General features: G+C 72.2%; 13 protein-coding genes. 12 read left to right on the top strand and 1 reads right to left on the bottom strand.

Translation table 11 applies throughout. The features are described from left to right. A partial coding sequence (locus PV364_RS26825) for a WS/DGAT domain-containing protein (RefSeq protein ID WP_319662903.1) occupies positions 1–944 on the top strand: 944 nt, incomplete at its 5' end. A 61-nt stretch (positions 945–1,005) separates the two neighbouring features. On the opposite strand, the gene PV364_RS26830 is transcribed toward PV364_RS26825, so the two are convergent. Then, the gene (locus PV364_RS26830) at positions 1,006–1,500 is read right to left on the bottom strand and encodes an inorganic diphosphatase (RefSeq protein ID WP_319139054.1); all 495 of its coding nucleotides are present in this window, start codon (positions 1,498–1,500) and stop codon (positions 1,006–1,008) included. An 85-nt stretch (positions 1,501–1,585) separates the two neighbouring features. Here PV364_RS26830 and dacB point away from each other — a divergent pair, with 85 nt between their 5' ends. The 11 genes from dacB to folK all read left to right on the top strand — a co-directional run bounded on the left by dacB (position 1,586) and on the right by folK (position 13,598). Then, positions 1,586–3,058, top strand: coding sequence for a D-alanyl-D-alanine carboxypeptidase/D-alanyl-D-alanine-endopeptidase (gene dacB, locus PV364_RS26835; RefSeq protein ID WP_319662904.1), 1,473 nt, complete (start codon positions 1,586–1,588; stop codon positions 3,056–3,058). 54 nt (positions 3,059–3,112) lie between these two features. Then, positions 3,113–4,285, top strand: coding sequence for a zinc-dependent metalloprotease (locus PV364_RS26840; RefSeq protein ID WP_319662905.1), 1,173 nt, complete (start codon positions 3,113–3,115; stop codon positions 4,283–4,285). Positions 4,286–4,540: 255 nt separating this feature from the next. Next, complete coding sequence (tilS, locus tag PV364_RS26845) at positions 4,541–5,527, top strand: tRNA lysidine(34) synthetase TilS (protein WP_319662907.1); 987 nt, start codon at positions 4,541–4,543, stop codon at positions 5,525–5,527. Positions 5,528–5,563: 36 nt separating this feature from the next. After that, positions 5,564–6,103, top strand: coding sequence for a hypoxanthine phosphoribosyltransferase (gene hpt / locus PV364_RS26850; protein ID WP_319663067.1), 540 nt, complete (start codon positions 5,564–5,566; stop codon positions 6,101–6,103). A gap of 193 nt (positions 6,104–6,296) precedes the next feature. Further along, positions 6,297–8,348 carry an ATP-dependent zinc metalloprotease FtsH gene (ftsH, locus tag PV364_RS26855; protein ID WP_319662909.1) on the top strand — a complete coding sequence of 684 codons (2,052 nt, stop codon included), beginning with the start codon at positions 6,297–6,299 and terminating at the stop codon, positions 8,346–8,348. Between the two features lie 116 nt (positions 8,349–8,464). Continuing rightward, positions 8,465–9,073, top strand: coding sequence for a GTP cyclohydrolase I FolE (folE, locus tag PV364_RS26860; RefSeq protein ID WP_319662910.1), 609 nt, complete (start codon positions 8,465–8,467; stop codon positions 9,071–9,073). Positions 9,074–9,249: 176 nt separating this feature from the next. Then, on the top strand, positions 9,250–11,007 hold the full coding sequence (locus PV364_RS26865) for a phosphatidylglycerol lysyltransferase domain-containing protein (protein ID WP_401973249.1): 1,758 nt from the start codon (positions 9,250–9,252) through the stop codon (positions 11,005–11,007). A 32-nt stretch (positions 11,008–11,039) separates the two neighbouring features. Beyond that, positions 11,040–11,894: a dihydropteroate synthase gene (gene folP / locus PV364_RS26870; protein WP_319662911.1), complete on the top strand. Its 855-nt coding sequence runs from the start codon at positions 11,040–11,042 to the stop codon at positions 11,892–11,894. A gap of 64 nt (positions 11,895–11,958) precedes the next feature. Further along, on the top strand, positions 11,959–12,438 hold the full coding sequence (locus PV364_RS26875) for a nuclear transport factor 2 family protein (protein WP_319662912.1): 480 nt from the start codon (positions 11,959–11,961) through the stop codon (positions 12,436–12,438). Positions 12,439–12,651: 213 nt separating this feature from the next. After that, positions 12,652–13,011, top strand: a complete 360-nt coding sequence (gene folB / locus PV364_RS26880; RefSeq protein ID WP_319662913.1) for a dihydroneopterin aldolase — start codon at positions 12,652–12,654, stop codon at positions 13,009–13,011. After that, positions 13,008–13,598, top strand: a complete 591-nt coding sequence (folK, locus tag PV364_RS26885) for a 2-amino-4-hydroxy-6-hydroxymethyldihydropteridine diphosphokinase (protein ID WP_319662914.1) — start codon at positions 13,008–13,010, stop codon at positions 13,596–13,598. Before folB ends, folK begins: the two co-directional genes overlap by 4 nt. Positions 13,599–13,602 lie beyond the last annotated feature (4 nt).

A 13,602-nucleotide genomic window follows, 5' to 3' on the forward strand; every position in this document is an offset into this window, starting at 1 on the left:
CCCCCGTGCCGCCCGCGCCCCGCCGGCCGGCCGGTCTGCACCTGCCCGCGCTGCCGGGACTGCCCGGCCTGACCGGACTGCCGGGTCTCTCAGGGCTCCCCGACCCGCGGCAGATGGTCGCCTCCCTGCCGTCGCGTGTGCGCGAGGCGGGCCGGGCGCTGGGCATCGGCTCGGCGGTGCTGCGCGCCTCTCTCGACCCCGGCGGACCGGCCGCGCTCGGTGCCGCCCCCCGGCACGGCGGCGCGCCGCGCCGCTTCGCCGGCGCCTCGCTCGACGTGGACGACATGCACCGGGTCCGCAAGACCAGCGGCGGCACCGTCAACGACGTCGTCATGGCCGTCGTCGCCGGTGCCCTGCGGCGCTGGATGGAGTCGCGCGGCGACGACCCGGACGGCCCCGGCCCGCGCGCCCTGATCCCGGTGGCGCGCCGCCGCCGCAAGGGCGTGCGCGGCGGCCGGGGCAACCGCATCTCCGGCTACCTGCTGCGGCTGCCGGTCGGCGAGGCCGACCCGCTGGCCCGGCTGCGCGGTGTCCGCGAGGGCATGGACCGCAACAAGGCCGCCGGGCCGGACACCGGCCCCGGGGCGGTGGCGCTGCTCGCCGACAGCGTGCCGCCGCTCGCGCACCGCTTCGCGGCGCCGCTGCTGGCCGCCTCCGCGCGTCTGCTGTTCGACGTGCTGGTCACCAACGTGCCGATGCTCGACGTGCCGCTGACGCTGGGCGGCTGCCGGATGACCGAACTCCATCCGATCGCCCCGCTCGCCCGCGGCCAGTCGCTGGCGGTGGCCATCTCGACCTACCGGGGCCGGGTCCACATCGGGCTCTTCGCGGACGCCGCCGCCGTGCCCGACGCGGACGCGCTGGCCGCCGCGCTGCACGGCTCCCTGGCCGAACTGCTGGCGGCCTGCGGTGAGGGCGAGGACGGTCCGCGGCCGCAGCCCTGAGCACGCACGAGGGCGGCGCGCCCCCGGCAGGGAGCGCGCCGCCCTCGGCGGTCGCACGGCGTCAGTGGCCGCCGTGCTCCTTCAGGCGCTTGTAGGACGCCTCGATCTCGGCCTCGGCCTCGGCGCGGCCGACCCAGTTGGCGCCCTCGACGGACTTGCCGGGCTCCAGGTCCTTGTAGACCTCGAAGAAGTGCTGGATCTCCAGGCGGTCGAACTCCGAGACGTGGTGGATGTCCCGCAGGTGCTCCACGCGCGGGTCGGACGCCGGCACGCACAGCAGCTTGTCGTCGCCGCCGGCCTCGTCCGTCATGCGGAACATGCCGATCGCGCGGCAGCGCACGAGCACGCCGGGGAAGGTCGGCTCGTCCAGCAGGACGAGGGCGTCCAGCGGGTCGCCGTCCTCGCCGAGGGTGTTCTCCACGAAGCCGTAGTCCGCCGGGTAGACCGTCGAGGTGAACAGGTGCCTGTCCAGGCGGATACGACCGGTCTCGTGGTCCACTTCGTACTTGTTCCGGGAACCCTTCGGGATCTCGATCGTGACGTCGAACTCGAGCACAGCCTGTCCTCCATGATCAGCACATACTTCTGGTGATTAAGTGTCTCCCACGCTTGTGTGTGGTCGCGAAAGGGGCTGGTCCGGGGTGCCCGTCTCCAAGAACTGGCAGGTGGTGGCGGGGTCGACCGCCGCCGGCCTCGCCGTGGCGCTGACAGCGGTGGCCCTCGCGGGACCGTGGGAGTCAGGCCAGCGTACGGCCGAACGGGTGAGGGCCGCCTCCCGGGAGGAGAAGCCGGCCGGGGCCGGCGGAGCGGGGCGACCGTCCCAAGGGCCCTCCGGGGGCCGCAAGGGGGCCTCCGCGCCGGTTCCGGCGCCCCAGGTGCTCGCCGCCGCCGTGGGCCCGCGGGGAGCCCTGCCGCCGGGCGGCAGCGGCCTCGCCGGCCGGCTCGCCCCGCTGCTCAAGGACCGGGCGCTCGGGCCGCTGACCACCGGCGCGGTCGTCGACGCGGCCACCGGGGAGGGCGTCTGGGGCCACCGCGAGGGCACCGCGGCCGTGCCCGCCTCCACCACCAAGATCGCCACGGCGGTCGCCGCGCTGTCGCTGCTCGGACCCGACCACCGGCTCACCACCGGTGTCGTCGCGGACGGCGACGACCGCGTCGTCCTGGTGGGCGGCGGCGATCCCACCCTCACGGCCCGCAAGTCCGCCGGGGGCGGCTACGCGGCGGCCTCGCTGCGCGCCCTCGCCGACGGCACCGCCCGCGCCCTCAAGGCCCGCGGCGCACGCACCGTGCGGCTGTCGTACGACACGTCGCTCTACAGCGGGCCCACGGTGCATCCCATCGGGCACAACGACAACATCGCCCCGGTCGACGCCCTCATGGCGGACGAGGGCCGCGCCGACGGCAAGAGCTGGAAGGGCCCGGTGGCCCGGGTCTGGGACCCCGCGGCCAAGGCGGCGGCCACCTTCGCGGGGATGCTCCGCGACCGGGGCGTGAAGGTCACCGGAGCGGTGGACCGGCGCTCGGCCCCCGAGGGGCACGCCGCCGACCGGCTGGCCGTGGTGCGTTCGGCGCCGCTGTCCGACCTGGTCGAGCGGATGCTCACCAACAGCGACAACGACATCGCCGAGGCCCTGGCCCGGCACACCGCCCTCGCCGCCGGTCTGCCCGGCTCCTTCAGCGGCGGCGCCAAGGGCATCTCCTCCGCGCTGCGCGAGCTGGGGGTCCCGCTGAAGGGCGCCCGTTTCAACGACGGCAGCGGTCTGAACCGGGCCGACCGGCTCACCGCCGACCAGCTCGCCCGGCTCCTGGTGCTGGCCGGCGACCCCGAGTACCCCGAACTGCGGCCCACCCTGACGGGCCTGCCGGTCGCCCACTTCACCGGCTCCCTGAAGGAACGCTTCACCTCGGACGACGCCGGCGGCGGCCTGGGCGTCATCCGCGCCAAGACCGGCACCCTCACCGGGGTCAACGCGCTGGCCGGAACCGTGGTGAACGCCGACGGCCGGCTCGTCACCTTCGCCTTCCTCACCAACGGCACCACCAGCCCCGCGTCGGCCATGCGCGCCCTGGACCGGCTCGCCTCGGCGGTGGCCCAATGCGGTTGCCACGGTTGACCCGACACCCCGCGAACGCTCCCGAGCGCGGGGGACAGCACGTACCGTGAAGGAATGACGAGCATCGGTGGTGCGGAGATGGTCGACTGGAATCTCGCGGTCGCGACCGCGACCCGCTTCGTGCGGCCCGGACCCGAGGTCAGCCGGGACGAGGCGCGCGCGGTGGTCGCGGAGCTGCGGGGGTACGCGAAGGAGTCGGAGGCCCACGTACGGGCGTTCACGCGGATGTTCGGGGACCAGGAGCCCACGGACGCCGGCACGCCCGTGCTGATCGTGGACCGCCCAGGATGGATCAAGGCCAATGTGGCCGGCTTCCGCGAGGTGCTGAAGCCGCTGCTGGACAAGATGCAGGCCCGCAAGCCGGGCGGCCCCGGCGGCGCCGTGCTCGGCACCGTCGGCGGCAAGGTGACCGGTGTCGAGGTCGGGATGCTGCTGAGCTTCCTGGCCTCGCGTGTCCTCGGCCAGTACGAGACGTTCGCCCCGGCGTCCCGCGACATGCCGGCCGGCCCGGCGGTGCCGGGACCGGGCGAGCCGCGGACCGGGCGGCTGCTGCTGGTGGCCCCCAACATCGTCCACGTGGAGCGCGAACTCGACGTGGACCCGCACGACTTCAGGCTCTGGGTGTGCCTGCACGAGGAGACCCACCGCACGCAGTTCACGGCCGTCCCGTGGCTGCGCGACCACATCGAGCAGGAGGTCCAGGCCTTCCTCGGCGAGACCGAGATCGACCCCTCCACGCTGATCGAGCGGCTGCGCGAGGCGTTCCAGTCCTTCTCCGGCGGCCGTCCCGAGGCCGAGGAGGAGAGGATCGACGCCGGACCGGAGGACGGCCGCAGCCTGATCGACCTCGTGCAGACCCCGAACCAGCGGGAGATCCTGGGCCGGCTGACCGCGGTGATGTCGCTGCTGGAGGGGCACGCCGACTACGTGATGGACGGCGTCGGGCCGGACGTGGTGCCGTCGGTGGCCGAGATCCGGGAGAAGTTCCAGCTCCGCCGGCAGAGCGGCGCGGGGCGGCTGGACCAGGCGCTGCGCAGGCTGCTGGGACTGGACGCCAAGCTGCGCCAGTACCGGGACGGCGAGCGTTTCGTGCGGGCCGTGGTCGACCAGGCGGGCATGGACGGCTTCAACCGGATCTGGACCTCGCCCAACACGCTGCCGACGAAGCTGGAGATCGCCAAACCGGCGGACTGGGTGGCGCGGGTGCAGCGCAGGACCGAGACCTGAGCCACCGGGGCCGTTCCCGCTCCGGCGCATCCCGCCCCGACCCGTTACCCCACCCCGTCCCCAGCCGTTGTTCCAGCCGCCCTTTGCTCGTCTTTTCGCCTGTCCTTTCACCCGTCCGAGGGACCGTCGGCGCAGCGTAAGCGTGCAATGCTCGGGTATCGCACGCTGTCTGTCACCATCTAGCTACCCTGCGTCACTCCACCGTCTCCACTGCCTCCACTGCTCCGCCAGTGCTCTTCAGGAGGGAAACCGGACATGGGTCCCCACCCCGCGGTCGCGGCGATACGCCTCGCGGTCCGCCGCGTACTCCAGGACGTCCTGACCGACCACGCGGGCGGCAGCCCGCTGGTGCTCGCCGCCTGCAGCGGCGGCGCCGATTCCATGGCGCTCGCCACCGCGCTCGCCTTCGAGGCCCCCAAACTCGGCGTGCGCGCCGGCGGTGTGACCGTCGACCACGGCCTCCAGGACGGCTCGGACGTCCGTGCCGTGGACGTGGCCGCCCGCCTGCGTGGCCTGGGCCTGGACCCGGTGGACGCGGTCGCGGTCACCGTGGGCCGCCAGGGCGGCCCCGAGGCCGCGGCCCGTGACGCCCGCTACGCGGCCCTGGACGCCGCCGCGGAGCGCGCCGGCGCGACCGCCGTGCTGCTCGGCCACACCCGCGACGACCAGGCCGAGACGGTGCTGCTGGGGCTGGCGCGCGGCTCGGGCATCCGGTCGCTGTCCGGCATGCCGTCGGTCAACGGCCGCTACCGCCGGCCGTTCCTGCTGCTGGACCGGGACACGGTCCGCAAGGCCTGCCTGGCGCAGGGCATCGACGTGTGGGAGGACCCGCACAACCACGACCCGGCCTACACCCGCTCCCGCGTCCGGCACGAGGCGCTGCCCGTGCTGGAGAAGTCCCTCGGCAAGGGCGTGGTCGAGGCGCTGGCGCGTACCGCCCAGCTCTCCCGAGACGACGCGGACGCCCTCGACCAGTGGGCCGCCGAGGCGGAACGGTCCGCCTCCGACGCCGAGGGCGGCCTGGACATCGCCCGCCTGCTCGTGCTCCCCCCCGCCGTCCGCCGCCGGGTGCTGCGCCGCGCGGCCCTCGCCGCGGGTTCCCCCGCCGGTTCGCTCTTCGCCCGCCACATCGAGGAGACCGACCGCCTGCTCACCGCCTGGCGCGGTCAGAAGCCGCTCAACCTGCCGGGCGGAGTCGCCGTCGGGCGGCGCAATGGCAGACTGTTCTTCCAGGCCTTGTAGACCGAGCCGGAAGTTGTACGGGTGAACGAGAACGACATGGGCACCGACCTCGAGAAGGTGCTCATCTCCAAGCAAGAGATCGACGCCAAGCTGGCGGAGCTGGCGGCGAAGATCGACCGGGACTACCAAGGCAAGGACCTGCTCATCGTCGGCGTCCTCAAGGGCGCGGTGATGGTCATGGCGGATCTCGCCCGCACCCTGTCCTCCCACGTCACGATGGACTGGATGGCCGTGTCCTCGTACGGCGCCGGGACCAAGTCCTCCGGCGTGGTGCGCATCCTCAAGGACCTGGACACCGACATCGCGGGCCGTGACGTCCTGATCGTCGAGGACATCATCGACTCCGGCCTGACCCTGTCGTGGCTGATCAGCAACCTCGGCTCGCGCCGTCCGGCCTCGCTGGAGGTCTGCACGCTGCTGCGGAAGCCCGATGCGGCCAAGGTCACGATCGACGTCAAGTACGTCGGATTCGACATCCCGAACGAGTTCGTGGTCGGCTATGGCCTCGACTTCGCGGAGAAGTACCGGAACCTGCCGTTCATCGGCACTCTTGCGCCGCACGTGTACGGCGGCTGAGGCCTGCGGGAACCCTCACGCCCTCCGCGGCGTTGGAGGGTGGTAACGCTGTTTGTTAACGGTCTCCGGCGACTTCGGGTGACAATGCTGGGGTACCGTCCGAAGGTCGGTTCATACACCGGATGCACCGGCGGCTCTCCGGCCGCTGTGCCTCACTGTGGCAGGAGGGACGGGGCGTGATCGCCCCGCATGGATGGACGTGAAGCGCTATTTCCGTGGGCCAGTCATGTGGATCGTGCTGGCTGTCCTCGCCGTGGTCGTATTGATGCAGGTCGTCGGCTCGTCCGGCGGCTACAAGACGGTGGACACCGGCCAGGTCATCGCGGCGATCGACACCAATCAGGCCAAGTCGGCAGAGCTCACCACCGGTGACGAGAGCACCATCAAGGTCCAGCTCAAGGACGGCGCCAAGGTCAACGGCAAGGACCTCGGCTCCTCGAAGATCAAGGCGAGCTACATCGGCGACCAGGGCGTCGACATCGCGAAGACGCTGCAGACGAAGTCGGAGAACGGCCAGCTCCCGCAGGGGTACACCGTCGCTCCCTCGAAGCAGAACGCCTTCGTCGGCATCCTGCTCTCGCTGCTGCCCTTCGTGCTGATCGTCGTCGTGTTCCTGTTCCTGATGAACCAGATGCAGGGCGGCGGCTCCCGGGTCATGAACTTCGGGAAGTCCAAGGCCAAGCTGATCACCAAGGACACTCCGAAGACCACCTTCGCCGACGTCGCGGGCGCGGACGAGGCGGTCGAGGAGCTCCAGGAGATCAAGGAGTTCCTCCAGGAGCCGGCGAAGTTCCAGGCCGTGGGCGCCAAGATTCCCAAGGGTGTGCTGCTGTACGGCCCGCCCGGCACCGGCAAGACCCTGCTCGCGCGCGCCGTCGCGGGCGAGGCGGGCGTGCCGTTCTACTCGATCTCCGGTTCCGACTTCGTCGAGATGTTCGTCGGTGTCGGTGCCTCCCGGGTCCGCGACCTGTTCGAACAGGCCAAGGCGAACGCCCCGGCCATCGTCTTCGTCGACGAGATCGACGCCGTCGGCCGGCACCGCGGTGCGGGCCTCGGCGGCGGGCACGACGAGCGCGAGCAGACGCTGAACCAGCTGCTGGTCGAGATGGACGGTTTCGACGTGAAGGGCGGCGTCATCCTGATCGCCGCCACCAACCGCCCCGACATCCTGGACCCGGCGCTGCTGCGTCCCGGCCGCTTCGACCGGCAGATCGCCGTCGACCGTCCGGACCTGCAGGGCCGCCTGGAGATCCTCCAGGTCCACCAGAAGGGCAAGCCGGTCGCGCCGGACGTCGACCTCAAGGCCGTCGCCCGCCGCACCCCCGGCTTCACCGGTGCGGACCTCGCCAACGTCCTCAACGAGGCGGCGCTGCTCACCGCGCGCAGCGACAAGAAGCTGGTCGACAACGTGATGCTGGACGAGGCCATCGACCGTGTCGTGGCCGGCCCGCAGAAGCGCACCCGGATCATGTCCGAGAAGGAGAAGAAGATCACCGCGTACCACGAGGGCGGACACGCCCTGGTCGCGGCGGCCTCTCCGAACAGCGACCCGGTGCACAAGATCACGATCCTGTCGCGCGGCCGTGCCCTGGGCTACACCATGGTGCTGCCGGACGAGGACAAGTACTCGACCACCCGCAACGAGATGCTCGACCGGCTGGCCATGACCATGGGCGGCCGCGCGGCGGAGGAGCTGGTCTTCCACGACCCGACCACCGGTGCCGCGGACGACATCGAGAAGGCCACCGCGACGGCCCGTGCGATGGTCACCCAGTACGGCATGACCGAGCGGCTGGGCGCGATCAAGTTCGGGACGAGTGACGGCGAGCCGTTCCTCGGCCGGGAGATGTCCCACCAGCGCGACTACTCGGAAGAGGTCGCCGGGCTGGTCGACGAAGAGGTCAAGAAGCTCATCGAGACCGCGCACAACGAGGCGTGGGAGATCCTGGTCGAGAACCGCGACGTCCTCGACAACCTCGTTCTGGCCCTCCTGGAGAAGGAGACGCTGAACAAGGAGGAGATCGCCGAGGTCTTCAAGCAGATCGTCAAGCGCCCGCCGCGGCCGGCCTGGACGGGCTCCTCGCGGCGCACGCCGTCGACCCGCCCGCCGGTGCTCTCGCCCAAGGAGCTCGCCCTGACCAACGGCACCCAGCCGTCGGCCAACGGCACGGCCACCGCGGCCGGCTCCCTGAGCAAGTCCGCCGAGAGCGTCGAGCTCCCGGAGGAACCCGGCACCGAGGGCTGACGCCCCCGGCGTGGGATCGCTCACGCTCACCGGAATGTCCGCCGTGCCCCCCAGGTTTCCTATCCTGGGGGGCGCGGCTTTTCCGCGTGGTACGGCGTACGAGGAACGAGGCACACATGACCGACCCGGTGACCCTTGAGGGCGAGCTGAGCCCCATCGGCGAGTTCGACGAGAAGCGTGCCGAGAACGCGATCCGCGAACTCCTCATCGCCGTCGGCGAGGACCCCGACCGGGAGGGCCTGCGCGAGACCCCGGCGCGGGTCGCGCGCTCGTACCGGGAGATCTTCGCCGGGCTCTACCAGGAGCCGGAGGACGTGCTGACGACCACCTTCGACCTCGGGCACGACGAGATGGTGCTGGTCAAGGACATCGAGGTGCTCTCCAGTTGTGAGCACCACCTGGTCCCCTTCGTGGGCGTCGCGCACGTCGGCTACATCCCGTCGGCGGACGGCAAGATCACCGGACTGTCCAAGCTGGCGCGGCTGGTGGACGTCTTCGCCCGCCGTCCGCAGGTGCAGGAGCGGCTGACCACGCAGATCGCCGAGTCCCTGATGCGGATACTCGAACCGCGCGGTGTGATCGTGGTCATCGAGTGCGAGCACATGTGCATGACGATGCGGGGGGTCCGCAAGCCCGGCGCCAAGACCCTCACCTCGGCGGTGCGCGGGCAGCTGCGCGACCCCGCCACGCGGGCCGAGGCCATGAGCATGATCATGTCGCGATGAGCTGATCGCCGGCGGTGTCCGGCGAGGGTCCCCCCGGACGGGCACGACATCCGGGGGGACACGGTTGTGCCACCGACGGAACCCCAGGGCGGGTGTTCACGTCCTACTGGGCGCACATCTTCGTACGCGAGTGGGGCGTACGGGACTTTTCCGCAACGCTGGAGCTTGGTGGGGCCATGTCTGTCGTCGCACAGGAAGATCCCGGCGCACGGGTTTCCCGGGGAGCAGAGCGGAGGCTTCCCGCGGTGCTGCCCGCCGCGGCGTCCCCTCGTGCGGTGGGGACGGCGTGCGCGCTGGTCGGGCTGATGGACCTGGCGGCCGGGATCTTCCCCCGGTTCCGCTACAGCCGGATGCACGTGCTGGCCGGGGTGGTCCCCGGGACCGTCACGTCGGTGGCCGCGGCGGCGGCCGTGGTGACCGGCATCCTCATGCTGATGCTGGCGCACGCCCTCAAGCGGGGGAAGAAGCGCGCCTGGCGGGCCGCGGTGGTCCTGCTGCCGATCGGCGGGGTGGCGCAGCTGCTGCACCGTCACTCCCTGGGCGGCGCGGTCCTGTCGGCGGTGCTGCTGACCCTGCTGATCAGGTACCGGGCGGAGTTCTCGGCGCTCGGCGATCCGCGGACGCGATGGCGGGCGGTGGCGGCGTTCGCCGGACTGAGCGGGCTCAGCGTGCTGCTGGGGCTGCTCATCGTCAGCGCGCACCCGGCGGCGGAGATGGGCGACCCGACGGTGGCGCAGCGGTTCACCGAGGTGGTGTACGGGCTGTTCGGCTTCGACGGGCCGGTCGCCTACGCCACCGACCAGGTGGCCGACGTCGTCGCGTACTCGCTGGGCGGCCTCGGATTCCTGACCGCCGCGACCACCGCGTACCTGGCGCTGCGCCCCGCCCACCCGGTCGCCGAACTGACGGCGGAGGACGAGGAGCGGCTGCGCTGCCTGCTGGCCCGGCACGGCGCCCGGGACTCCCTCGGGCACTTCGCGCTGCGCCGGGACAAGAGCGTGGTGTTCTCCCCGAGCGGCAAGGCGGCGGTCTGCTACCGCGTCGTGTCCGGGGTGATGCTGGCCAGTGGTGATCCGATCGGCGACGTCGAGGCCTGGCCGGGCGCGATACACCGCTTCATGGCGGAGGCCCGCGCGCACGCGTGGATCCCGGCGGTGATGGGCTGCAGCGAGACCGGCGGCGAGGTGTGGACCCGGGAGACCGGGCTGGACGCGCTGGAGCTGGGCGACGAGGCGATCGTGCAGACGGCGGCGTTCTCGCTGTCCGGGCGGGCCATGCGCAACGTACGGCAGATGGTCAAGCGGATCGAGCGGGCCGGCTACGCGTGCAAGGTGCGCCGGGTGGGCGAGGTGGCCGAGGACGAGCGCGAGCTGATCCGCCGCGCGGCCGACGCGTGGCGGGGCACCGAGACCGAGCGCGGCTTCTCGATGGCGCTGGGCCGGATCGGCGACCCGTCGGACGCGGAGTGCGTGGTGGCGACCGCCCACGACGCGGACGGCGAACTGCGGGCGGTGCTGCACTTCGTGCCCTGGGGCAGCGACGGGATGTCGCTGGACCTCATGCGGCGCGACCGGGCCGCCGACCCCGGCCTGAACGAGCTGCTGATCGTCGCGGCGCTGCAACGGGCTCCGGAACTCGGGGTGAAGCGGGTCTCGCTGAACTTCGCGATGTTTCGCTCGGCGCTGGCCCGCGGTGAGCGGCTGGGCGCCGGGCCGGTGTTGCGCACCTGGCGCGGGCTGCTGGTCTTCCTGTCGCGCTGGTTCCAGATCGAGTCGCTGTACAAGTTCAACGCGAAGTTCCAGCCCGAGTGGCTGCCGCGCTTCCTGGTCTTCCGCGCCACGAAGGACCTGCCCCGGATCGGCCTGGCCGCGATGCGGGCCGAGGGCTTCGTCACCCTCGCCCTGCCCGCCTGGGCCTCCCGGCGTCTTCGGTGACCGGTGTCCGGGCCGCCACATAGGCTGACCTCATGGGTACGATGCGCGGCCACGTGGCCGGATTGCCGTCCTGGGACCGGTGCGCGGTCATGGGCGTGGTGAACGTCACGCCGGACTCGTTCTCCGACGGCGGCGAGTGGTTCGACCCGGAGCTGGCCGTGAAGCACGGGCTGGACCTGGTGGCGGCCGGTGCCGACCTGGTGGACGTCGGCGGCGAGTCGACCCGCCCGGGGGCGGCGCGCGTGGACGAGTCGGAGGAACTGCGCCGGGTGATCCCGGTGGTCCGCGAACTGGCCAGGGCCGGGGTCGTGGTGAGCGTGGACACGATGCGCGCCGCGGTCGCGGAGAAGGCGGTCGGGGCGGGCGCGGCGCTGGTCAACGACGTCAGCGGCGGCCTCGCCGATCCGGCGATGATCCCGGTCGTGGCGGCGTCGGGCGCCCCGTTCGTCGTGATGCACTGGCGCGGCCAGAGCATCGACATGAACAACCGCGCGGTCTACGCGGACGTGGTCGGCGAGGTCACCGACGAGCTGCGGCGCAGCTTCGACGCGGCGGTGTCCGGCGGGATCGACCCGGAGCGGATCGTCCTCGATCCCGGCCTGGGCTTCGCCAAGGACGCCGAGCACGACCTCGCGCTGATCGCGCACATGGAGGACCTGCGGACGCTGGGCCGCCCGCTGCTGATCGCGGCCTCGCGCAAGCGGTTCCTCGGCCGGGTCCTGGCCGGTGAGGGCGGCGATCCGCCGCCGGCGCGCGAGCGGGACGCGGCGACGGCCGCGGTGACCGCGATCGCCGCGAGCCGCGGGGCGTGGGCGGTGCGGGTGCACGAGGTGCACGACAGTGCGGACGCGGTCCGTGTGGCGCGGGCGATCGAAGGGGCGCGATGAGCGAGCGGTGGCAGTGGGGTCGGGGGGCGCGGTCGCGCCGTACCGTGGCGCTGGGGGTGTCGCGGTGACGCCGCGCACGGCCGAGGCGGCGCAGGTCGAACAGGCGAACCAGGCGTTCTACGACGCCGTGGAGCGCTCGGACCTGGACGCGCTGGAGGAACTGGTGCTGACCGGCCCGCTGGCGGAGACGGTGTCGGTGGTGCACCCGGGGTGGCCGGTGCTGCGCGGCCGCCGTGAGGTGATGCGCTCGTACGCGCTGATCATGGCGAACACCGACTACATCCAGTTCTTCCTCACGGACGTGGAGGTCGCGGTCGACGGGGACACGGCGCTCGTGACGTGCACCGAGAACATCCTCACCGGCGGCCCGGCCGAGGAGGAGGGCGAGATGGGCTCGCTGGTGGGCGGTCTGGTGGTGGCCACGAATGTGTTCCGGCGCACACCGGAGGGCTGGCGGCTGTGGGTGCACCACGGCTCCCCGGTCATGGCCGGTGCCGGTGAGGACGACGGGGACGGCGCGGACGACGGCGAGGGTGCGGCCTGAACACCCCGGTGGGTGCCACCCGTTCGTGCCAACAACCGGACCGGAGCGGAATACGGGCCTCCGCTCCGGGGTAAGCGCGGGTCGTTCGGGCCCCCTACTGCCCCGGTACTGGGGGCTGTCGGCGGTCGCAGGTAGATTCGAGTAAGGGCGTACTGTTACGTCCTGCCCCTCGCCAAATTCGTTCATGCGTTCGATGACCAGTGGGAGTGCATCGTGGACCGAGTCGCGCTGCGTGGCCTGAGGGCCCGCGGGCACCACGGCGTGTTCGAGCACGAGCGCCGCGAGGGCCAGGACTTCGTGGTGGACCTCGTCCTCGGGCTGGACACCGCGCCGGCCGCGGCCACGGACGACCTGACCAGGACCGTGCACTACGGGATCGTCGCCGAGGAGGTCGCGGCCGTCGTGCGAGGCGAGCCGGTGGACCTCATCGAGACCCTCGCCCAGCGGATCGCCGACCAGTGCCTCGAGCACGAGCTGGTGGAGGAGGTCGAGGTGACCGTGCACAAGCCGCAGGCCCCGATCACCGTTCCCTTTGACGACGTGACCGTATCGATCATCCGGAGGCGCCCGTGAGCTACGACCCCACCGTGCAGCCCGTCCCGGCCTCCGTTGTCGCGCAGGTCGACGCGGCGGACTCCACGCTGCAGAACCCCAAGTACGCCGTCATCTCCCTGGGGAGCAATCTCGGCAACCGCCTGGACACCCTCCAGGGCGCCGTGGACGCGTTGGAGGACACTCCTGGCGTCCGGGTGAAGAAGGTCTCGCCGGTGTACGAGACCGAGCCCTGGGGCGTCGAACCGGGCTCCCAGCCGAACTACTTCAACGCCGTGGTCCTGATCAGGACCACCCTGCCGCCGTCCTCGCTGCTGGAGCGCGGCCGGGCCATCGAGGACGCCTTCGCCAGGACCCGCACCGAGCGGTGGGGACCCCGGACCATCGACGTCGACATCGTGGCCTACCAGGGCGTGGTCTCCGACGACCCGGAGCTCACGCTGCCGCACCCGCGCGCGCACCAGCGGGCGTTCGTGCTCGCGCCGTGGCACGACATCGACCCCGCGGCGGAACTGCCGGGCGCGGGCCCGGTGGCGGGGCTGCTGGCCGGTGTGGGCCGGGAGGCGGTCTGGTCCCGCGGTGACGTGGAACTCAGGCTGCCCGAGTAATCGT

It is taken from the genome of Streptomyces sp. MI02-7b (assembly GCF_033793585.1).
In the GTDB taxonomy this organism is placed as follows: domain Bacteria; phylum Actinomycetota; class Actinomycetes; order Streptomycetales; family Streptomycetaceae; genus Actinacidiphila.